This window comes from Pseudoalteromonas sp. SG44-8 (assembly GCF_014164125.1).
Lineage (GTDB): Bacteria > Pseudomonadota > Gammaproteobacteria > Enterobacterales > Alteromonadaceae > Pseudoalteromonas > Pseudoalteromonas rhizosphaerae.
On sequence record NZ_JACJEQ010000008.1, the window covers coordinates 121209 to 143244 of the forward strand.

Here is a 22036-nt window from a genome sequence, read left to right on the forward strand (position 1 = left end):
GGCTTTCTTTTATAATTATACTAATTATCTGACTTGGCTAATAACTTATAACCTAATAGTGCTAAGCAAAAACCAAAAAAGAAACCACTAATTAGGTATAACAAAGCAGCCATGCTGGTTAGTGGTACAACAATGACCATTAATAATGGAATACTCACCCCAACAATAAAAAATAGTCCACCTTTACCTAACCAGTACGCAATTAAAATAATTGCACACACCAAACCACCTAAAACCGAATACGCTAACGTTAATAGCTCAAGCTCAAACATTACCGTGGCAATGCCCGCTATAACGGCTGTAACTATTAGCCCTAACGGTGCTTTATTGACTAGTGATAAACCAACGTGTGGCTGTGACGTTGTCATGTTTTTATCTCCCAAAATATACCTTTTTCATCGGCGTGTTCTGCACTTATAAAATGCCCTACGACATAAACTAATTGCTCATTATAAAAAATAAGTGGCACATTAGCACGTAACCATGGCGCTACTTTTGCATCTTTAAACCAATGTTTAATGCTGTTGTGACCCGGTTTTTTAAGCGGTTTAATACGCGCCTGTGGACAATTAAACTGGACAGAAACGTGTTCATCAAGCAATGGTTTTCTAACTCCTATACCTGATAATTGTATTAGGGTACGACCATCTGAAAGTAACTGGTTTTGAGCAGTTAGTGATTGGCTGTCAGGAACGGTTGTTTCACGTACAAAATATAAAAATTTTTGATGCCGGCGAACTTGCCCATCCGTTAACTGAATAAGTAGCTGCGCATCAGCTTTTGCTGTTAAACCTTGTGTAAGTATTTGCTGAGTTTGTTGTTGTGATGGCATAAGCGTCGTAAATTGTCCAAGCCAACAACGCAAAACATTTGCTTGGCGCGCAGCGCTAAAATTTGCTAGCTGTAAACAACTTAACCCTTGCTGGGTGTTTTGGCATTGCCTTAAATCTAACTGAGTGTATTCATCAAGTACATCTTGCTGCTGTTGAAGAAGGTTAACACTGCGCGCTGCGCTTTTCTCAAAGCCGGTAAATCGTTCACTTAATAGAGGCACTATTTGCTGACGAATAAAGTTGCGATCAAAGCGCTCATCCGTATTTGAATCATCGGTAATATGCTCAAGCTTAAACTCGGTAGCAAATTGTTCAATACTGTGTCGTGTGGTGTTCAGCAGTGGCCTTAAACATTCTCGCCCAGAACTCAAGGTGCGAGTTTGCCGCATCGATGCTAAGCCTTGTAATCCTGAGCCCCGTTTTAGTCTCAATAAGAACGTTTCTAGTTGATCATTTAAGTGCTGCCCTAGCAAAATAATACTGCCGCTTGGGCTATGCTGATCAAGTGCCTGATACCGAGCATCGCGGGCGAGCTCTTCTAGACTCGTGCGTGATTTATTGGTGATTTTTACCTGAGCCGAGTAAAAAGGAACTTTTACTATTGCACATAGTTTTTCGCAAAAATGCTGCCAATCGTCGCCATACTGACTTAAACCATGATTAACATAAACTGCGCTTAATTGCAGTTGCGGTATTTCAGCTTTTAGCGCATTCATTATATGCAGTAATACCACCGAATCCACACCACCAGAGAGCGCTACCGTAAATGCGGTTTTGTGCTCATCGGTATAAGGCGTAATGGCATTTTTTACTTGTTGGTATAACGATGTTGTTTGCATGAGTAACCATCAACTTAAATTTAGTAGTGCTCCAAGCTCCAAAGCATTCTAAAACAAAAAAGCCGCAATAGCGGCTTTTTTTCATCAATTTGGTTGTTTTGTTTATCTTAACAATAGCCAAACGACATTAAACGTTTATAGCGTTGATCAAGCATCTCATCCAGTGACAGAGCTTGTAAATCAGCTAAATCGCGCTTAAGTTGATTTTTCAGGTTACGCGCCATACCTTCGTAGTTACGGTGTGCGCCACCTAATGGCTCTTCAACTAAGCTGTTGATCAAATCAAGCTCTTTAACACGCTCAGCGGTTACACCCATCGCTTCTGCAGCAAGAGGGGCTTTATCAGCGCTCTTCCACAAAATTGATGCACAACCTTCTGGTGAAATCACCGAGTAAGTACTGTACTGCAACATGTTAACGCGATCACCTACACCAATGGCTAGAGCACCACCTGAGCCACCTTCACCAATAACCGTACAAATTGTTGGCACTTTTAATGCTGCCATCACTTTAAGGTTACGTGCGATTGCTTCAGATTGGCCTCGCTCTTCAGCGCCAACACCAGGGTATGCACCTGGGGTGTCGATAAAGGTCATAATTGGCATTTTAAAACGCTCTGCCATTTCCATTAAGCGTAATGCTTTACGGTAACCTTCAGGCTTTGGCATACCAAAGTTGCGTTTAATTTTTTCAGCTGTGTCACGGCCTTTTTGTTGGCCAATAACCATCACTGGTTGACCTTCAAAGCGTGCAACACCGCCTAAAATTGCCGGATCATTCGCAAAAGTACGATCGCCAGCAAACTCGTCAAATTCCGTGAAAATACGCTCGATATAATCTCGAGTATAAGGACGCAACGGATGACGGGCTAACTGAGAAACCTGCCAAGCACCTAATTTAGAGAATATTTCCTCTTTCATTTTAGCGCTTTTCTCTTTTAATCGACTGACTTCCTCTTCTAACTCAAGGTCTAAATCGCCAGCGCGGCTTATATTTTGTAACTCTTCAATTTTTGCTTCTAACTCTGCGATTGGAAGCTCAAAATCAAGATAATTGAGGCTCATGCTCTAAACTACCTAATTAGTTAAATTCTAGTTCTACATCTTGCGCCGCCATTAACGATAACTTATGAATTAAGTCATCACTAGGCGTAACACACCATTCTGTCCCGAGGGTTAACTGTGCCAACGCATCTGGACGCTGATAGTAAACCTTAATCGGACAAGTACCAAACTTATAAGGTTCGAGTACTTTTTGTAATTTATCGAAGAAGTTGGCTTCGATTTGCACCATATTTAGCGTCATTTTAATCGCTTTAATACGTTTTTCGCGCGCTTGCGCGATGGTGCATATGTCTCTGGCGGTCATTGTAATACCACCGGAGAAGTTATCAAAGCTGACCTGTCCAGATATTACCAAGATATTGTTGATTTGCAGCATATCTTGGTACATTTCAAACTGTTCTGGGAATAAGCGTACATCAATACGGGCACTCTTGTCATCTAAAGTTACAAGCCCCCAACGATTTCCCTTTTTATTTACTAGTGTACGTGCAGCTATAACAAGGCCTGCAGCGGTTGATTGCACATCACGATTAGTTGGCTGTAAATCCACTAATTTACCACTGGTGTAATATTTCAGCTCTTTACGATACTGATTTATTGGGTGCCCGGTTAAATATAAGCCTAAGGTTTCTTTTTCCCCATCAAGCCATTGGTTATCAGTCAGTGGCGTGGCTTTTATAAATGCTTGCTCGACTTCATCCGGCTCTGTCGCTAATAAACCAAATAAATCAGTTTGCCCTAACGACTCTGCTTTATGATGCTGATCAGCCGCTTTCATCGCATCTTTTAAGCTTGCCAATAACGTAGCACGCGCTGGTTGCGTTTTCTCGGGACCGAGTTGATCAAGCGCACCGGCGTAAATAAGTTTTTCGGTTACGCGTTTATTGATACGTTTTAAATCTACCCGCGCACAAAAATCGAATAGGTCTTTAAATGGCCCACCGTTACTTCGCGCTTCTAAAATTGCATCTACAGGTGCTTCACCCACGCCTTTGATAGCACCAATACCATAAACAATTTCACCCTTGAGGTTTACTGTAAACTTATAGGCACCGGCATTTACATCAGGCGGTAATAAAGTGAGTTTCATGTTCTCACATTCATCAACCAAGGTGACGATTTTTTCAGTATTATCCATATCAGCCGACATCACCGCCGCCATAAATTCAGCAGGATAATGGGTTTTCATCCACAGCGTTTGGTAAGATACTAACGCATAGGCTGCGGAGTGCGATTTATTGAAACCGTAGCCTGCGAACTTCTCTACCAAGTCGAAGATCTTAATCGCCAGTTCGCCGTCAATGCCGTTATTTCGCGCACCATCTTCAAATGTTGAACGCTGTTTTGCCATCTCTTCTGGCTTTTTCTTACCCATTGCACGACGTAACATATCGGCGCCACCTAGGGTGTAACCTGCCAGTACCTGAGCAATTTGCATTACTTGTTCTTGATACAAGATAATGCCGTAAGTCGGCTCCAAAATAGGCTTTAAGCTTTCGTGTTGATATTGTGCATCTGGATAAGAAATTTCTTCGCGACCAAGTTTTCGGTCGATAAAGTTATCTACCATGCCTGACTGCAATGGCCCGGGACGAAACAAGGCTACCAAGGCGATCATATCTTCAAAGCAATCGGGCTTTAAGCGCCTTACTAAGTCTTTCATACCCCGGGATTCAAGTTGGAATACCGCGGTAGTTTCTGCTCTTAATAGCAGCTCTATACTCTTTTTATCATTCAGTGGAATGGTGTTGATATCTATTGACTCTTTGCCCTCTCGGGTTAAGCGCTCATTAGTCATATCAACTGCCCATTGCAAAATGGTCAGGGTTCGTAGACCTAAGAAGTCAAACTTTACTAATCCGGCGGTCTCTACGTCATTTTTATCAAACTGAGTAACCGGAAACTTACCTTCATCGTCACAATACAGGGCGGCAAAATCAGTAATTGTAGTCGGTGAAATAACCACACCGCCGGCATGTTTACCAGCGTTACGTGTACAGCCTTCAAGGATGCGACACATATCGATTAAGTCTTTTACTTCTGTATCGCCATCGTAAGCTTCTTGCAGGCGTGGCTCAACATCAAACGCTTTAGCCAACGTCATGCCGGGATCGCCTGGGATCAGTTTTGATATACGGTCAACAAATCCGTACGGGTGGCCAAGTACTCGGCCAACATCGCGTATTACCGCTTTTGCTGCCATAGTACCAAAAGTAATGATCTGTGATACCGCGTCTCGTCCATATAGAGCCGATACGTGATCGATTACTTCATCGCGTCTATCCATACAAAAATCGACGTCGAAATCCGGCATTGATACACGTTCAGGGTTCAAGAAGCGCTCGAAAAGTAAATCAAATTCAAGCGGATCAAGATCGGTAATTTTCAGCGCGTACGCCACTAACGAACCCGCACCTGAACCACGCCCTGGCCCAACTGGAATATTGTTATCTTTACTCCACTGGATGAACTCCATTACGATCAAGAAGTAACCAGGGAAACCCATTTGGTTAATTACATCGAGCTCGATTTGTAAACGCTCGTCGTATTCAACACGTTTTTCTGCTCGGTCAGCTTCATCAGGGAATAAAAACTGTAGGCGCTCTTCAAGACCGTCTCGGGATACTTTCACCAAGAAGTCTTCAATTTTTAATGAGCCGGTTGGGTAATCTGGTAAGAAATACGTACCAAGCTGCACCGTCACATTACAGCGTTTGGCGATTTCCACACTGTTTTGCAGCGCTTCTGGGATATCACTAAACAGCTCAGCCATTTGTGCTGGGGTTTTTAAGTACTGCTCTTCAGAGAAGCGCTTTGGTCGGCGTTTATCATCAAGCGTATAGCCGTCAAATATTGCTACGCGTATTTCGTGGGCCTCGAAGTTTTCAGGCTTCAAAAATACCACTTCGTTGGTAGCCACCACTGGCAGTTGCTCAACGGTTGCGAGCTCAACCGCTAAGTGTAAATAGTCTTCTTCTTGTGTACGCTTAGTACGTATCAACTCAATATAGTAGTTATCACTAAAATGCTGTTTATAAAAACTAACCACCGACTCAACTGTGGCTGGGTTGCCTTTTAATAGCGCTTTACCTAAATCGCCATCTTTGGCACCAGAGAGTAAAATAAGCCCTTCTTTGTGCTCAACTAACCAATCTCGTTCAATAACAGGGCGATGAAATAAATGCCCACGTTGATACGCTTTAGAGATTAAAAGGGTAAGATTTTTATAACCGACATTATCTTTAGCTAAAATAACTAACCGACAAGGCCCTTCTGGAAACTCTGGGCTGTGTAACCAAAAATCAGCACCAACAATTGGTTTAATACCCGCATTATGAGCGGTGTCATAAAAGCGCACTAAACCACATAAGTTCATTTGGTCGGTAATGGCCAATGCCGGTAATTGTAATTCCTGCGCTTTAGCGACAATCGGTTTAGTTTTCGCTAAACCATCGACCATTGAAAAGTCTGAATGTACCCGTAAATGCACAAAATCTGGAGCTGCCATTACTTCTCCTGCATCGCCAGTACACGTTGTACTGGTTTAAAGCTTTTACGATGTTCACTAATGGCGCCGTACTGCTCAAGAGCAGCAAAATGTGCCTTGGTTGGGTAGCCTTTATGACCTGCAAAACCATATTCTGGATAGCGTTTATCAAGCTCAATCATTTCATCATCACGGGCAACTTTAGCAATAATGGATGCTGCTGAGATCTCTGCCACTAGACTGTCGCCTTTTATTACGGCTTGTGCCGGCATACTGAGCGCAGGTAGGCGATTGCCATCAACAAATACAAACTCAGGGGTGGTGCTTAAGCCTTCAACCGCACGAGTCATTGCCAGCATAGTGGCATGGAGAATATTTAACTCGTCGATTTCTGTGGGGCTACATCGGCCAATGGACCAACACAGCGCTTTTTCTTTGATCTCAATTGCTAGTGCTTGGCGTTTTTTATCGGTTAACTTTTTTGAATCCGCAAGACCAGCTATCGGTTTAGCTGGATCGAGGATCACCGCAGCGGTCACTACATCGCCAACTAATGGCCCACGGCCGACTTCGTCAACGCCAGCGATAAAGCTGAGGTTAGGTCGTTCAATTTGCATCTATAATCTCCGCAACAGCAGTGGCTGCTTGCTCACTAGCATTTAAGCGTATTTGCTGGTGAATGGCTAAAAAACGCGCTTTTAATTCGCGATTATCACTATTTAGCATTGGTTCAAGGGCGTTCGTTAGGTTTTCAACGCTGCAATCATGCTGCATAAATTCAGGCACTAGCTCTTCGTCAGCTAATAAGTTTGGTAACGAAAAGTATTTAATATTAAAAGTGAATAAACTTTTAAAAATCCAATAACTTAGGGCTTTTATTTTATAGCCAACCACCATAGGTTTTTTATAAAGCATCCCTTCCAGGGTCGCGGTACCTGATGCAATTAAAATCACATCTGCCGCTTGCATAGCAAGGTTCGATTGTCCATCCAACAACTGAATATTTAGTTGTGGCGCTGTAGCTGCCAAAATAGCACTAAATTGTGCTTTGCGTTGCTCATTTACTAATGGCACCACTATTTTTAAATCAGGATTTTTAGCTTGTAGCCCGGCCGCTGTTTTAAGATAAGTTTCACTAAGCAACCCTACTTCTGAGCCTCGACTACCTGGCAATAATGCCAGTACTTTATCATCAAGGCTTAAACCCAATTGTTGACGCGCTGCGCTGTCGTCATGCTCAAGGGCAATATCATCAGCCAGTGTATGGCCAACAAAAGTACATGGCACATTATGTTTATCGTAAAATGCTTTTTCAAACGGTAATAAAGCTAGCACCATATTGGTTGCAGCGCTGATTTTGTGAATACGTTTTTCTCGCCATGCCCACACTGATGGACTTACATATTGAATCGTTTTAATACCAGCATCTTTTAACGGCTTTTCAACCCGTAAATTAAAGTCAGGTGCATCAATACCGATATAAACGTCTGGCGGGTTATCAATAAAGTGTTGGACTAGTTGCTTGCGAATTTTTAATAACCGCGGTAATCGGCCTAGCACTTCCACTAAGCCCATTACAGCTAACTCTTCCATATCAAATAAGCTACTACAGCCTTGCGCCTGCATTTTCGGCCCTGCAATACCTTCAAAAATGGCATCAGGGTAGCGCTGTTTCAATGCTTTAATTAGGCCTTCACCTAAAATATCACCAGAGAGCTCTCCAACTACAATCGCTATACGTAGTGGCTGTTTATCTTTATTCATGGCTGTTTTTTATTCACAAGTCAACAAGACGGTCATAGGCAGTAGTCTAGCTTGTTTTACTGCGCGATTAAATGACACACCCTGAATAAATTAGAGAAACCTTCACCAACGTACCTTTACTGATACAACCAGAACTATTTGCCTGTTTTTCAAACATATATTGGTAAATAGTTAAGCTCTGTGTTCCACTAACTAAAGCTGATTAAAAAGCGTCGCATTAATCATAATGGGGTAATATTTATCCATGTTGTGATTGACAATAATTAACCAAAAGAGAATAATGCATAAAGTTTCAATAATTACTGAAACTTCATTAACTAACTTTTGCTTACTTTATTTGTTTTGTGACTCGCCCGCACATACAAGGAGCTATAAAAAATGATAGATGAAACCTTTGTGGATCTATCGCGATTACAGTTTGCTGTCACCGCCCTGTTTCACTTTTTATTTGTACCACTGACTCTAGGTATGACCTGGATTTTAGTGATCATGGAGTCGGTTTATGTAATGACCGGCCGAGAAATCTACCGTGATATGACCAAGTTTTGGGGTAAACTATTTGGCATTAACTTCGCCATTGGTGTAGCCACAGGCCTTACCATGGAGTTTGAATTTGGTACTAACTGGTCTTATTACTCTCATTATGTGGGCGATGTATTTGGCGCTCCCCTTGCGATAGAAGGGTTAATGGCATTCTTTTTAGAATCGACCTTTGTGGGTATGTTCTTTTTAGGCTGGGAGCGGCTCAGTAAACGCCAGCATTTAGGTGCAACCTTTTTAATGGCTATTGGTACTAATATGTCTGCGCTGTGGATATTAGTCGCTAATGGTTGGATGCAAAACCCTGTCGGTGCTGAATTTAACTATCAAACTATGCGCATGGAAATGACGAGTTTTGCCGAGCTTGTGTTTAACCCTGTCGCACAAGTTAAGTTTATTCATACTGTGTCTGCGGGCTATGTTGCCGCATCCATGTTCGTATTGGGGATCAGTAGTTGGTATATCCTTAAGGGCCGTGATCTCGCTTTTGCAAAACGCTCTTTTTCAGTCGCTAGCGGCTTTGGTTTAGCCTCAGTATTGTGTGTTATTTTACTTGGCGATGAATCAGGCTATGAAGTCGGTGAAGTACAAAAAGTAAAACTGGCAACCATTGAAGCTGAATGGCACACCGAGGAAGCACCCGCTGCGTTTACGTTAGTGGGGATCCCTGATTCCGATAAACAGGTGACCCATGCCGCCGTTAAAATCCCGTATGCGCTAGGCTTAATAGCGACCCGCTCGTTAGATGAGCAAGTTACCGGCATTAATGATTTAGAAAAACAACACGAAGTGCGTATTCGTAACGGTATGATCGCTTATAAATACCTTGAAAAACTGCGCAGTGGTGATGACTCAGCTGAGAATATTGCTAAGTTTGACACCCTCAAAGCTGATTTAGGCTACGGCTTATTGTTAAAGCGTTATACACCAAATGTAGTGGATGCAACTGAAGCACAAATTCAGCAAGCCGTTAAAGATTCGTTCCCTCAAGTAGGCCCGATGTTTTGGTCATTTAGGATCATGGTTGGCTGTGGTGTGATTATGCTGGGCGTATTTGTATTGTCTTTTTATTACAATGCACATCGTGTGATTGAACAAAAACGTTGGTTATTGTGGGCTGCGGTGTGGAGTATCCCTCTACCTTGGATAGCAATTGAATTTGGCTGGATAGTTGCCGAGTATGGCCGTCAGCCGTGGGCAATCTCTGAAATACTGCCAACCTTTTTAGCGACCTCGTCACTGACTGTCAATGATATTTTAATAAGCTTAACCGGCTTTATCGTATTCTACACCGGCCTTGCTATTGTCGAAGGCTGGCTGATGCTGCGATTTGTAAAAATAGGACCAAGTTCATTGCACACTGGTAAATATCACTTTGAACATTTAGATGACCATACTAATGGCGACCAAATAACTGACGAGCAAGGAGCAAAATCATGATTTTCGATTATGAAACGTTAAAGTTACTTTGGTGGGTTATCATCGGCGTATTGTTAATTGGTTTTGCAATCACCGATGGTATGGACATGGGCGTGGCTATGCTTATCAAGTTAGTTGGTAAGAGCGACAGTGAACGCCGTGTGGTGATCAATACGGTAGGTCCACACTGGGATGGTAACCAAGTATGGTTTATCACCGCAGGTGGTGCCTTATTTGCAGCGTGGCCGATGGTTTATGCGGCTGCATTTTCGGGCTTTTACTTTGCTATGATGTTGGTATTGTTTGCTTTATTTTTTAGACCTTTGGGTTTTGACTATCGTAGCAAAATTGACTCTCCACGCTGGCGTAACAATTGGGATTGGGGCTTATTTGCTGGCAGTGCCATTCCTGCTCTGGTATTTGGCGTGGCCTTTGGCAATCTGTTTTTAGGTGTGCCATTTAGTATTGATGAATACCTTAGAACCAGCTACCAAGGATCTTTCTTTGCATTATTAAATCCATTTGCCTTATTAGCCGGCTTGATCAGCGTAACTATGTTACTTGCCCATGGCGGTATGTGGTTACAGCTGCGTACAGACAGTGATGTTGCTCGTCGCTCAGCGCAATATGGTCGTTATGCACTGTTAGCATTCATCGTGTTATTTGCTGTTGCAGGTATTTGGATTGCTAATCTTGATGGTTACCAAATAATCTCGATGGGTGATACGCAAGGCTTTGCAAACCCACTAGATAAAACAGTAACCACCTCTGCAGGTGCTTGGTTAAACAATTATCAACAAATGCCTTTAACTATGCTGTTCCCTGCGGTCGCTTTTTTAATGGCTGCATTAGCGTGGATATGTTCAAAAATTAATAGACCGGGGCTGGCATTAATAGCAACAAGCTTAATGCTTGGCGGTGTGATCATGACGGCTGGAATGTCTTTATTCCCATTTATTATGCCATCAAGTAATCACCCTGATATTAGTTTAACAATATGGGATGCGGTTTCTAGCCATAGAACATTGAATGTAATGTTTATTGCAGTAAGTATTTTTGTGCCACTTATTTTACTTTACACCACATGGTGTTATGTGAAAATGTGGCGCAAAGTAACCGTAGAAGAAATTGAAAATAACAGCCATGGCAGTTACTAAGGAGATTTGATCTATGTGGTATTTTGCTTGGATACTCGGTGTTTTATTAGCCTGTACGTTAGGTGTGATCAACGTTATGTGGTACGAATTTGGCCAGAACAAAGACAGTATCGCTGACGACGAACAAGAATTACACGATAGGCTTAATCGCCAAAATGACGACTAACCCCCGACCAAATCGCGCGCAGCAAACTACGCTACGCGCGTTTTTAAAAACGCATTCCAATCACGCTGGCAGTCTTTTAAAAATCAGTATTGCGCTAGGAACATTTAACGCATTATTGATGATTGCCAGTGCTTATTTAGTGGCACGATCAATTCATTTAGTGATGTTTGAACACGCCAATTTAGCCACTATTACCCCTTTACTTTGGCCATTAGCAGCATTGATTTTAGGGCGCGGAATATTGCTTGGATTTTCGCAGCGCATAAGTGCCCAAGCCGCACTTAAAATTAAAACTGCAATGCGCCATGCTTTACTCGAGAAACTCACCTTACTTGGGCCAAGTTATATTGAACAACAAGGTCATGGCGCGACTTTAAACACCCTACACAATGGTGTTGAAGCACTGCACGATTATTATGCTAATTATTTACCGAGCGTGGCTTACAGTGCGCTTATTCCTTTGGCTATCCTGATGGTGATTTTTCCTACCGATTGGAAAGCTGGGTTGATTTTTTTATTCACCGCCCCCCTAATTCCGTTTTTTATGATTTTGGTTGGCCACAAAGCAGAACAACTGAATCAACAACGTTGGCAACAACTAGCTGTGTTGGGTAATTACTTTTTTGACCGCTTACAAGGCTTAACCCAACTAAAGTTATTTAATGCGACTACGCGCGAACTAAAACAAATTGCCAAAATTTCCGATGACTTTCGCCATGCGACTTTAAACGTATTAAAAATCGCATTTTTATCATCTTTCGCACTCGAGTTTTTAGCGACCATTAGTGTCGCGTTAGTAGCGGTGATAATCGGTTTTCGGTTGTTTTTTGGTACCTTAGATTTTTCGACCGGCTTTGTTGTACTGTTACTTGCCCCGGAGTTTTATTTACCGCTGCGCCAACTCGGCAGCCATTACCATGCCCGATTAGAAGGGATTAGTGCCGCCGCTGATATGCTAAAAATATTGAATGAGCCACTCCCTGCTAAGGCTCTTGAGAACATACAACCAAATACTCAAAATAGCTTAAACTTACCAAGTATCGAACAACTAAATATTGATAATTTAAATTTTCATTACCCACAAAGTAATGAAGGCGTTAACAATATAAACCTAACATTTGCAGGCACAGGCCTGTATGCCATCGTTGGTCAAAGTGGTGCTGGTAAAAGCACCTTACTCGATTGTTTATTAGGGTTTCATCCTCAGGTGATCGGTGCTGTTACGGTAAATCAACAACAATTAGCCGCATCACACATTAAGCAATGGCAGCAACATATTGCCTGGATCCCACAACAACCTACTTTATTGTTTAACAGTATCAAAGCTAACTTACTATTGGCCAAACCGGATGCCACACTCACGCAGCTAGAAACTGCAGCAGAGCAAGCTGGTGCACTTGAGTTTATCAATCAATTACCAGAGGGCTTTGACACTCAAATTGGTGAACAAGGCGAAGGACTCTCAGGCGGGCAAAAGCAGCGGATCGCTTTAGCTCGGGCATTTTTAAAACAAGCGCCAATTTTGATCCTTGATGAGCCAACCGCACACCTCGATAGCCAAACTGAGCAACAGGTGCAAGCGGCTATCAATCATTATGCACAGCAACATCTCGTTGTGGTGATAGCCCATCGCTTAAATACCATTGCACAAGCTAAACAAGTTATTGTAATGAAAGATGGTGCTGTTATTGAACAAGGTAGCTTTAAAACCCTCATCGATAACCAAGGCGCGCTGTTTGATTTAGTGCATGCAAGGAGTAAACAGCATGACTAATTTTTTACGTTTATTAAAACTGTGTAGACCGCACCTAGGTGCAATGCTGTTAGGGGCATTTTTAGCAACCTTAACAGTACTGGCAAACGTTGGCTTATTGGCTATTTCTGGTTGGTTTTTAGCCGCCATGGCTGCAGCTGGCTTGGCTGGCACGCAAATGAATTACTTCACACCAGCCGGCACAATTAGATTTTTGGCAATCGTAAGAACCGCCTCTCGTTACGGCGAGCGATTGGTAACCCACAACGCCACCTTTTTATTATTAAGTGAAATTCGTGTCAGTGTTTTTAACACGCTAAGCCAGCTAAGCAATGTTGATTTAGCCATGAGCCGCAGCGCCGATCTATTTAACCGCATGCAAAATGACGTTGAAGCGCTCGATAAATTTTACTTAAACGTATTATTACCGATGATTGTTGCGCTAATCAGCGTGCCAATTGTGGTTGCAATTATGGCAGCCTACAACAGTAATGTAGCGTTACTATGCTTTACTGCACTCTTAATAGTAGGCGTTGCCCTGCCGATCATACTGAGTAAACAACTTCAGCAAACTGCCGACCTCGAAACTCACTATTCGGCGACTTTACGTGCTGAATTATCAGATACCCTAAGTGGCTTACGAGAGTTGGCTATCTATCAAGCCACCGAGCAACAAATTGAGCAATGTCGGGCAGCCAGTGAACGCTATAATCGGCAACTATTTGTTCGCCATAGCGCCGAAGCACATAGTAATGGCATATCACTATTAATAGTACAACTGAGTATGCTCGGTGCCATTGTGATAATTGCACCGCTAGTTTACAGCGGAGCTATGGCCAATGTTGAACTGGCAATGCTTAGTTTATTTGTGCTTGCTAGTTTTGAAACGGTGCTAACGCTGCCAAATGCGTTTATTCAATTGCCCGTAGCGCTAAGCGCTGCAAAGCGTATTTTTGATTTAGAAGATAAACTGCGCCCTGAAACTACAAGCGTTCAGGAGTCGTTATCAGTGCAACCTTTAGGGCTTGAATTTAAAGATCTTAGTTATTGTTACCACAGTGATACTTTTGCGCTTAACAACTTAAGTTTTGCGATTGAGCCACTGCAAAAAGTCGCGATTGTGGGGCAAAGCGGCAGTGGGAAAAGTACGCTGGTTAATTTACTCAGTGGTTTATGGCCACAGCAAAATGGTGAGATAAATCTAACTTCAGCAGACAAAACCATAGCAATTAACACGATCAGTCAACAAAATCGCTGCGAACTGATTAACATAGTCGCACAACAACATCATATTTTTGATGGCACCATTGCTAAAAACTTACACTATGCGGCGCCCTCAGCAACTAAACAACAAATGCGCACAGCCTGTCAACAAGCACAGTTAGATGATTGGCTTAGCGAGTTAAAACTAGGATTAGACACCCGCTTAGGCACAGGTGGCAGAAGTTTGTCGCGTGGGCAATCGCGGCGTTTAGCGTTAGCGCAAGCCTTACTCAGAGCACCAGCTATTTTAGTGCTTGATGAGCCAACCGAAGGCCTCGACAATCAATCGAAGCATCAAGTTATGGATGCGATATTAACCAGCATGCAGCACTGTACTGTGATCAGCATAACTCACGACCCTGCCTTACTTGCCAATATGGATAACGTAATTTGGTTAGAGCAAGGGCAAATAAAAGCGATTGCAACGCATCAGCAACTATTAGCAGAGCAACCTGAGTACGTGAACTTGATCACACGCTTTTAATCAATTACTTCAACGGTTACGTTAATAACGCCCGAGCTTGGCTCTGCGAGTTGCTCAAACGCATGCTTTGTTAAATCGATGATACGGCCGCGAATAAAAGGACCGCGATCATTCACTCTAACGACCACTGAACGGTTATTTGCTGTGTTTGTGACTTTAACTTTGCTGTTAAAAGGGAGCTGTTTGTGCGCCGCAGTCATGGCTTGTTGGTCAAACTTTTCACCACTAGCGGTCAGCCGACCATGGTATTTATCGGCATAAAAGCTAGCATTTCCCTGCTCACGAATACCTAAGCTTGTTGCAGAATAGTTTGTCGGCGAGCTACTACAGCCAGCTAAAATAGCCAGTGATAAGCTAATTAAAAGTGCTTTAATCAAAATTCAACGCTCCCTTAGAATGCATAAAGGTAGCAGGTATCAACTGAGCTGCAACTGAATTAAAGTAAATACAAAACAGTGAATACAAAAAAGCCACCAAGTTAACTTAATAACTGGTGGCTTTTATACACAGCATAAACGAATTAACGAATAATACCGCGTTCAGAATTTTTCACAAAATCAACCATTAACTGTACTGCTGGGTACTTAGCGGCATCATCAGCAAGCGCTGCAAGTGCCTCTTCAACACCTAAGCTCTTGCGGTATAATGTTTTATAAGCACGACGTGTTGCCATTACTTCATCGCTTTCAAAACCACGGCGCTTCATGCCTTCAGTATTAATTGCAACAGGACCTGCTGGCGTACCTATAGTTGTTACAAACGGCGGCACATCTTTGTTGACGCCAGAGTACATACCTACAAAGGCATGTGCCCCCACTTTACAGAATTGATGAATACCTGAATTACCCGCTAAGATAACCCAGTCACCAATATGTACATGGCCTGCAACAGATGCATTATTAGCAAAAATAACGTTATCGCCAATCACTGCATCATGAGCTACGTGAGTGTAAGCCATAAATAAATTATTGCTGCCAATCTTAGTCACACCTTGGTCTTGAATTGTACCTCGGTGGATAGTCGCGCATTCACGAATAACATTGTTATCGCCAATGATAAGTGTGGTTGGCTCATTATTATATTTTTTGTCTTGGCAGGCTTCACCTACAGACGCAAATTGAAATATATGATTGCCTGAACCTATTGTTGACGGACCTTTGACCACAACATGGGATTCGATAATGCAGTTGTCACCAATAACCACATCGTTGCCAATGTAGCTGTAAGGGCCAACTGATACATTATTACCTAACTTTGCACCTGGTTCGATTATCGCTGTAGGATGGATCACAATTAAAGCTCTCTTCTCGCACACATGATTTCGGCACTACATACTATTTTGCCATCAACTTTTGCTTCTGCTGCAAACTTCCAAATATTACGACGCTCTTTTAAAAATTGAACGTGTAAATGCATGGTGTCACCAGGCGTTACTGGTTGTTTAAAGCGCGCATTATCTATCGCTGCAAATAAATATAGTTCATTTTCACTGCGATTTTCGACAGTTTTAAAACCCAATAAACCGGTTGCCTGTGCCATGGCTTCTAAAATTAATACACCAGGAAAAATTGGCTGGTTAGGGAAATGGCCGGTAAAAATCGGTTCATTAAAAGTTACGTTCTTAATTGCATGTAATGATTCACCAGGGGTGTAATCAAGCACACGGTCAACTAGTAGCATCGGGTAACGATGCGGAAGTAAGCTTAAAATTTCTTGTATATCAAGGCTATTTAATTCGTTTGCCAAAATAGCATCCTTATTAATGATCAACGTTTAATGACTTAGTCAGAGTCTCTAGCGCTTTAAGGCGAACTTTCATCTCTGGCAGATTACGTAAATGGGCAATGTTTCTGCGCCACTCTTTATTTGAAGAGTGTGGAAGCCCTGAGGAATAAACACCAGGTTCCGTAATCGCTTTAGTCACCATGCTCATACCCGTAAGTATAACACCATCACAGATATCTATGTGACCATTTATGCCTACAAGCCCCGCAATCTGGCAATTTTTACCAATAGTTGTACTACCAGCTATCACGGTACAGCCAGCAATTGCTGTGCCTGAACCAATTTCAACATTATGAGCAATTTGACATTGGTTATCGATAATCACATTGCTGTGAATGATTGTGTCGTCTATTGCGCCGCGATCAACCGTAGTACCTGCACCAATTTCAACCTTGTCACTAATAATAACGCGACCAAGCTGAGGGATTTTTATCCATTGTCCTTTATCGTTTGCATAGCCAAAGCCATCACTGCCGATTACGCTACTTGATTGAAATAAACAATCATTGCCAATCTCTACATCATGATAAACACTGACATTTGCCCACAGTTTTGTGCCATTGCCAATTTTTGTGTTTTCACCAATAAAGCAATTAGCACCTATTTGCACGTTATCACCAATTACCGCTCCGGCTTCAATCACCGCATTAGCGGCAACAGCGGCTGTGCTTGCAACCGTGGCATCAGGGTGGATCACCGCACTTGGGTGTATACCTGATGACGCTGAACGTGGCGTGGTATCGAGTAACTGAGCTAATTTCGCGTAGCAAACATAGGGGTTAGCAACGATGAGCTTATTACCTTGATAATACTCTGCATCTGCGGCAGATAAGATCACTGCCCCCGCTTGAGTATCACTAAGTTGTGAGCGATATTTCTTATTCGCTAAAAATGCAATATGCCCAGATTGGGCATTTGCAAGTGTAGCAATTTTTGAGATTTCCCAAGCGCCGTCACCGTCAAGCTCGGCGCCTAGAAGTTCCGCAATCTGCGAAAGCGTATAATTATGCATATAATAAGTTCTATTGCTTACTTACTTGATCAACAACTTTACTTGATAAATCAACTACCGTTTTAGGGTTAAAGTAGATAGTAGTATCTTTAACTTTAACTTCATCATATTTACCATCTTTGGCAATATCTTCGATTGCTTTGATGATAAGACCTTGAACTTTAGCTAATTCTTGATTTTGACGAACTTTAATTTCTTGCTCTAAAGGACGACCTTTTTCAGCAAGATTTTTTTGCATACCTTCCACTTTTTCACGTAAGGCATCTTTTTGCGCTTGGCTCATCGTAGTGCTTTCACGCTTGAATTTTTCTGCTTCAAAGCGGATATCGCCCTGCAACTTCTCAAGCTCTTGACGACGCTCAGCAAATTCAGCTTGTAATGTTTGCTCAACTTTTGCCATTTGTGGGATTTGTTTGTAGATTTCTTGCATATCTACGATACCTACTTTATGTGCAAAAGCACTTGCAGAAGTACCCATCATAAGTGTAGCTAAAATGGCAATTGCCGATGATTTAAATGATTTTTTCACAAAAAACTCCTTTAGAATGTATTACTAATGTTAAAGCTGATGGTCTTCGTATCGTCATCTTCTTCTTGTTGCAATGGATACGCAAAACTAATCAACATAGGACCCATAGGTGAGATCCATTGTAGTGATAAACCGGTTGATACCCTAAAGCGCAGCGGATCTGAATAATCCTCAAGCTTAGCGCGTTCATCCGGCCCTAAATTTTTATAACGATCAACGTTAAATTCAGTATCCCATACGTTTGCAGCATCAATAAAGAAGCTGGTACGTACAGAACTGGTATTATCTTCATCCAAGAATGGAGTTGGCACAATTAACTCCATGCCAGCAACCGCTTTAGCATTACCACCAATACGCCCTTGTGGTGTTAACACATCAAACTCTGGCGAACCGCCTATATTGCCTGTTAGGCCACCATCTGGCAACGAAGTGCCCGGAATTAACTGTGGCGTACGTGATATTGCGCGCGGCAATATAGTATTACGGTCAAAACCGCGTAATTCCATTTCTGTTATACGAAAGTACTCTTGGAATGGCAATGTTTGGTCGTAACCATTGGTTGTGCCATAACCGTTACCATAACCAAGCGCAGCACGGGTTGAGAATACCCAACGATGGTTATTCGAAAGCGGCCAATAAAAACGCGAGTCATAGTTTAACTTAAAGTAAGTTAAATCAGAGTTTGGCGTAGTACCTGTTAAGTTTAATGTTTGACGCGAACCTGCAGTTGGGAATAAGCCACGGTTTACTGTCACACGAGACCAGCCAACGCTGAGTTCGTACTTAGTAAAATCAAATCCTTTATCTGGATTATTCGGGTCTAAGAAGGTCTCACGCATAACACGAGTTTGCTCATATTCAGCAATTTCAGATAATTCTTCTTGGATCCAACGTACACCAAAGTTGATACGGTTTACCGCATCAATCGGGAATCCTATATTAGTACCAATCCCGTAGCTTTTCGATTTGTAATCGATGAGGCTAAACTTACTTGCATCGTAATTACTGTAGAAAATACTACTGCCTTGCGACACACCATCTGGGGTGAAGTAAGGGTCGGTATACGATAAACTAACACGTTCTGAACCACGCGAGGTATTGATGTTAAAGCCAATCTGGTTACCCGTGCCTAAGAAGTTAGACTCAGTAACACCGATATTAAATTGCAGACCTAAGTAAGAACCATAAGCAAGACCTGCATTAAAGCTACCTGCTGATTGCTCTTTAACAGTAAAATCGACATCAACTTGGTCATCTATACCAGGGACTGGCACAACATTAAAATCAACACTTTCCATGTAAGGAAGACGTTGAATTTGTAGCTTTGAACGCTCAAGATTCTGATTCGATAACCAGGCGCCTTCCAGCTGGGTCATTTCACGACGTAATACTTCATCTGCGGTATTTTGGTTACCACCAACGATAATACGACGAACATAAACACGCTGACCAGGATTAACTGAGAGTGTTAACTGAACTTCTTTGTTTTCATCGTCAATTTCAGGAATGGTGCGAACTTCCGCATTCGCATAACCGAAACGCGCTAAATAACTTTTGATAAATTCTTCAGATGAGGTAACCACTGAGCCATTATAAAGTTCACCGGCACGAAGTGGAATAACGCTTTTGATCAGTTCTTCACGGCCAAGTAAATCACCAATGAAGTCAAAGCCTTTCACTTTGTATTTAACGCCTTCGGTGATGTTAGCTGTTACATACACAGATTCACGCTCAGGACTAACTGATACTTGTGTTGAGTCAATATTAAAACGTAAGTAACCACGGTCTAAATAATAACTACGAATTTTCTCGAGATCGCCTTCAATGGTTTGTTTCTGGTAGCGATCGCTGCCCATAAACTGCCACCAAGGTAAATCTTGTTGTGACTCAGCAAGTGCTAACAAGTCTTCATCACTAAATAATTCATTACCAACTAAGTTGATCTGACGAATAGATGCGGCATCGCCTTCATCAAACTCAAGTTTTAGCTTAACGCGGTTACGCGGTAACTTAGTGATACTGACATCAATTTTAGCGTTGTATTTACCAATACTGTGGAAAAACTCTATTAAGCCTTTCTCGATGTTATCCACCACAGTTTTATCCAGTGGTTCACCTTGGCGAATATCTTGCTGATCAAGCGACTGAGTAAGCTGCTCGTCTTTAATGTCTTTATTACCTTCAAACTCAATAACACTAATTGTTGGGCGCTCTGTTACTTTAAAAATAACATTATTGCCATCACGTAGTGCCTTGATGTTGTCGAAGTGACCTGAGTTATACAAAGACTTAATCGTTTTTGAAATTGTGTAGTCATCAACATTATCACCCACATTAATAGGAATATGTGTTAATGCCGCTCCCAACGCAACGCGCTGTAAGCCTTCAACTTTTAAATCGTCAACAATAAAGGAGTTTTGGCCTAGGGCTGCAAAGCTAGCACCTAATAAACTTGTTACTGCCAAATGTTTTTTTATAGCCATTTTATTATCTTTATCCTTTACAACGGTATTACCGCTCAACACCTTAAAATTATACTTTAGCGGTGTTTTACAATCGTGTTTTAATTCGAGACTGTCGCAATTGCTTACAATCGCGATACATCATTGAACAAAGCGAAACATGTAAGAAAAATGAGTAGCAAGGCACCCACTTTAAAACCAAATTCTTGTGTCTTTTCAGAGACCGGCTTTTTACGAAAAAGTTCAATTATGTAATACATTAAGTGCCCACCATCAAGCACTGGTAAGGGCAATAAATTAAATACGCCCAGGTTTACACTTATCAATGCTAAGAAGCCTAAAAACGCTACTAAGCCATAGCTTACGCTAGTTCCCGCTCCAACAGCAATACCAACTGGACCACTTAAATTCTTCACTGATACTTGACCAGTAATTAAGTTACCAATCATATCAAAACTTAGGCTGATCAAGCGCCATGTTTCACTTACGCCCAGCACCATACTATCGAGTGGACCATAATGTCTAGTTTCAATGTAACCATCTGGCCATGTTTCAACCACCGGCGCTACACCTAAAAAGCCTTGTAGCAAGCCATCACTATTACGTTGTCCTTTCGGCGTAACATTTAGCAGCTCTATACTATCTTGTCTTTTTACACTAAATTGTAATGATTTGTTAGCGGATTGCTGAATAACATTAACTAACTGCGTCCAACTGGTTATTGTTTCACCATTTACTGCGATAATTTCATCGCCTGCTTGTAAATTAGCGTCTGCTGCAGCAGAGTTTGGCGAAATTGTGGCAACGGTTAAAGTCGCCTGCGGACGAAACGGTACAATACCTAATGAAGCTAATGGTGGCACATCTTGTTGATCAAGTTTCCAACCATCAATATCAAGCATTTTAACCTGTTCTTGAAATTGCTCGTCACGCACGGTAACTGCAACGCTTTTATCACCTAGGCTGGCCATTAACGCAAACGTAGCATCTTGCCAGGTAGCAATATCATCATCGCCAATTTTTATAATTTGCTGACTTGGCATAATACCGGCTTGCTCAGCGCGGCTACCCTCATTTACTGAGCCAACCACCGGCTTCACCGATTGAACCCCAACCATGTACATCGCAGCTAAAGCAAAGATAGCAAATATAAAGTTAGCCAGCGGGCCTGCCGCTACAATCGCGATACGCGCTTGTACTGACTTGGCATTAAATGATAAGTGACGTTGTTCAGCTGACACCTCATCAACACGTTCATCAAGCATTTTCACGTAGCCACCTAAAGGAATTGCTGCAATGACATATTCAGTGTCGTGTTTATCGTGCCATTTTATTAGCGGTTTACCAAAGCCAATAGAAAACCTTAACACCTTCACACCCGCTTTGCGGGCAACCCAAAAATGGCCATATTCATGCACTGTTACTAAAATTCCCAGCGCTAGAATAAAAGAACCTAAATTCCACAGAAAATCGAACATA

The 22036-nt window shown here is 42.1% G+C and carries 18 protein-coding genes; 5 read left to right on the forward strand and 13 right to left on the reverse strand.

From position 1 onward, the window contains the following. Positions 1-20: 20 nt before the first annotated feature. From H5163_RS09110 to lpxB, 6 genes are all read right to left on the reverse strand, one after another. Positions 21-368, reverse strand: a complete 348-nt coding sequence (locus H5163_RS09110; protein ID WP_182734969.1) for a hypothetical protein — start codon at positions 366-368, stop codon at positions 21-23. Next, a complete protein-coding gene (tilS, locus tag H5163_RS09115; protein ID WP_182734970.1) occupies positions 365-1672 on the reverse strand; it encodes a tRNA lysidine(34) synthetase TilS in 1308 nt (435 codons plus the stop codon). The genes H5163_RS09110 and tilS overlap by 4 nt, the downstream gene beginning before the upstream one ends. A 107-nt stretch (positions 1673-1779) precedes the next feature. Beyond that, complete coding sequence (gene accA, locus H5163_RS09120; protein ID WP_145240508.1) at positions 1780-2736, reverse strand: acetyl-CoA carboxylase carboxyl transferase subunit alpha; 957 nt, start codon at positions 2734-2736, stop codon at positions 1780-1782. Between the two features lie 16 nt (positions 2737-2752). After that, positions 2753-6244, reverse strand: a complete 3492-nt coding sequence (gene dnaE, locus H5163_RS09125; RefSeq protein WP_145240506.1) for a DNA polymerase III subunit alpha — start codon at positions 6242-6244, stop codon at positions 2753-2755. Beyond that, positions 6244-6840 (reverse strand): ribonuclease HII, encoded by a 597-nt coding sequence (gene rnhB, locus H5163_RS09130; protein WP_145240504.1) that lies wholly within the window; start codon positions 6838-6840, stop codon positions 6244-6246. The genes dnaE and rnhB overlap by 1 nt, the downstream gene beginning before the upstream one ends. Then, the gene (gene lpxB, locus H5163_RS09135) at positions 6830-7987 is read right to left on the reverse strand and encodes a lipid-A-disaccharide synthase (protein WP_145240502.1); all 1158 of its coding nucleotides are present in this window, start codon (positions 7985-7987) and stop codon (positions 6830-6832) included. The genes rnhB and lpxB overlap by 11 nt, the downstream gene beginning before the upstream one ends. A gap of 378 nt (positions 7988-8365) precedes the next feature. Between lpxB and H5163_RS09140 the strand changes: the two genes are divergently transcribed. The 5 genes from H5163_RS09140 to cydC are packed head-to-tail and all read left to right on the forward strand — an operon-like array spanning position 8366 to position 14769. Continuing rightward, a complete protein-coding gene (locus H5163_RS09140; protein WP_182731386.1) occupies positions 8366-9967 on the forward strand; it encodes a cytochrome ubiquinol oxidase subunit I in 1602 nt (533 codons plus the stop codon). After that, positions 9964-11103 carry a cytochrome d ubiquinol oxidase subunit II gene (gene cydB / locus H5163_RS09145; protein ID WP_182734971.1) on the forward strand — a complete coding sequence of 380 codons (1140 nt, stop codon included), beginning with the start codon at positions 9964-9966 and terminating at the stop codon, positions 11101-11103. Before H5163_RS09140 ends, cydB begins: the two co-directional genes overlap by 4 nt. A 13-nt stretch (positions 11104-11116) precedes the next feature. Continuing rightward, positions 11117-11269, forward strand: a complete 153-nt coding sequence (gene cydX / locus H5163_RS09150) for a cytochrome bd-I oxidase subunit CydX (protein ID WP_064667585.1) — start codon at positions 11117-11119, stop codon at positions 11267-11269. Then, positions 11259-13043 (forward strand): thiol reductant ABC exporter subunit CydD, encoded by a 1785-nt coding sequence (gene cydD, locus H5163_RS09155; RefSeq protein WP_145240497.1) that lies wholly within the window; start codon positions 11259-11261, stop codon positions 13041-13043. Before cydX ends, cydD begins: the two co-directional genes overlap by 11 nt. Then, positions 13036-14769, forward strand: coding sequence for a thiol reductant ABC exporter subunit CydC (gene cydC / locus H5163_RS09160; RefSeq protein ID WP_182734972.1), 1734 nt, complete (start codon positions 13036-13038; stop codon positions 14767-14769). The genes cydD and cydC overlap by 8 nt, the downstream gene beginning before the upstream one ends. Here the strand turns inward: cydC and H5163_RS09165 are convergent. From H5163_RS09165 to rseP, 7 genes are all read right to left on the reverse strand, one after another. Then, the gene (locus tag H5163_RS09165; protein ID WP_182734979.1) at positions 14766-15149 is read right to left on the reverse strand and encodes a septal ring lytic transglycosylase RlpA family protein; all 384 of its coding nucleotides are present in this window, start codon (positions 15147-15149) and stop codon (positions 14766-14768) included. The genes cydC and H5163_RS09165 overlap by 4 nt on opposite strands. A 140-nt stretch (positions 15150-15289) precedes the next feature. Continuing rightward, positions 15290-16060 (reverse strand): acyl-ACP--UDP-N-acetylglucosamine O-acyltransferase, encoded by a 771-nt coding sequence (gene lpxA, locus H5163_RS09170; RefSeq protein WP_182731383.1) that lies wholly within the window; start codon positions 16058-16060, stop codon positions 15290-15292. 2 nt (positions 16061-16062) lie between these two features. Continuing rightward, complete coding sequence (fabZ, locus tag H5163_RS09175) at positions 16063-16515, reverse strand: 3-hydroxyacyl-ACP dehydratase FabZ (RefSeq protein WP_145240491.1); 453 nt, start codon at positions 16513-16515, stop codon at positions 16063-16065. A 13-nt stretch (positions 16516-16528) separates the two neighbouring features. After that, positions 16529-17566 (reverse strand): UDP-3-O-(3-hydroxymyristoyl)glucosamine N-acyltransferase, encoded by a 1038-nt coding sequence (gene lpxD / locus H5163_RS09180; RefSeq protein ID WP_182731382.1) that lies wholly within the window; start codon positions 17564-17566, stop codon positions 16529-16531. Between the two features lie 10 nt (positions 17567-17576). Further along, entirely contained in the window at positions 17577-18095 is a 519-nt protein-coding gene (locus tag H5163_RS09185) for an OmpH family outer membrane protein (protein WP_145240487.1), read from the reverse strand. An 11-nt stretch (positions 18096-18106) separates the two neighbouring features. Next, positions 18107-20578, reverse strand: a complete 2472-nt coding sequence (bamA, locus tag H5163_RS09190; RefSeq protein ID WP_182731381.1) for an outer membrane protein assembly factor BamA — start codon at positions 20576-20578, stop codon at positions 18107-18109. A 104-nt stretch (positions 20579-20682) separates the two neighbouring features. After that, positions 20683-22035, reverse strand: coding sequence for a sigma E protease regulator RseP (gene rseP / locus H5163_RS09195; protein WP_145240483.1), 1353 nt, complete (start codon positions 22033-22035; stop codon positions 20683-20685). Position 22036 lies beyond the last annotated feature (1 nt).

Bases quoted from the DNA above. Each gene is read 5' to 3' on its own strand.
- H5163_RS09110 (WP_182734969.1), bottom strand. From the start codon at position 368: ATGACAACGTCACAGCCACACGTTGGTTTATCACTAGTCAATAAAGCA.
- tilS (WP_182734970.1), bottom strand. From the start codon at position 1,672: ATGCAAACAACATCGTTATACCAACAAGTAAAAAATGCCATTACGCCT.
- accA (WP_145240508.1), bottom strand. From the start codon at position 2,736: ATGAGCCTCAATTATCTTGATTTTGAGCTTCCAATCGCAGAGTTAGAA.
- dnaE (WP_145240506.1), bottom strand. From the start codon at position 6,244: ATGGCAGCTCCAGATTTTGTGCATTTACGGGTACATTCAGACTTTTCA.
- rnhB (WP_145240504.1), bottom strand. From the start codon at position 6,840: ATGCAAATTGAACGACCTAACCTCAGCTTTATCGCTGGCGTTGACGAA.
- lpxB (WP_145240502.1), bottom strand. From the start codon at position 7,987: ATGAATAAAGATAAACAGCCACTACGTATAGCGATTGTAGTTGGAGAG.
- H5163_RS09140 (WP_182731386.1), top strand. From the start codon at position 8,366: ATGATAGATGAAACCTTTGTGGATCTATCGCGATTACAGTTTGCTGTC.
- cydB (WP_182734971.1), top strand. From the start codon at position 9,964: ATGATTTTCGATTATGAAACGTTAAAGTTACTTTGGTGGGTTATCATC.
- cydX (WP_064667585.1), top strand. From the start codon at position 11,117: ATGTGGTATTTTGCTTGGATACTCGGTGTTTTATTAGCCTGTACGTTA.
- cydD (WP_145240497.1), top strand. From the start codon at position 11,259: ATGACGACTAACCCCCGACCAAATCGCGCGCAGCAAACTACGCTACGC.
- cydC (WP_182734972.1), top strand. From the start codon at position 13,036: ATGACTAATTTTTTACGTTTATTAAAACTGTGTAGACCGCACCTAGGT.
- lpxD (WP_182731382.1), bottom strand. From the start codon at position 17,566: ATGCATAATTATACGCTTTCGCAGATTGCGGAACTTCTAGGCGCCGAG.
- bamA (WP_182731381.1), bottom strand. From the start codon at position 20,578: ATGGCTATAAAAAAACATTTGGCAGTAACAAGTTTATTAGGTGCTAGC.
- rseP (WP_145240483.1), bottom strand. From the start codon at position 22,035: ATGTTCGATTTTCTGTGGAATTTAGGTTCTTTTATTCTAGCGCTGGGA.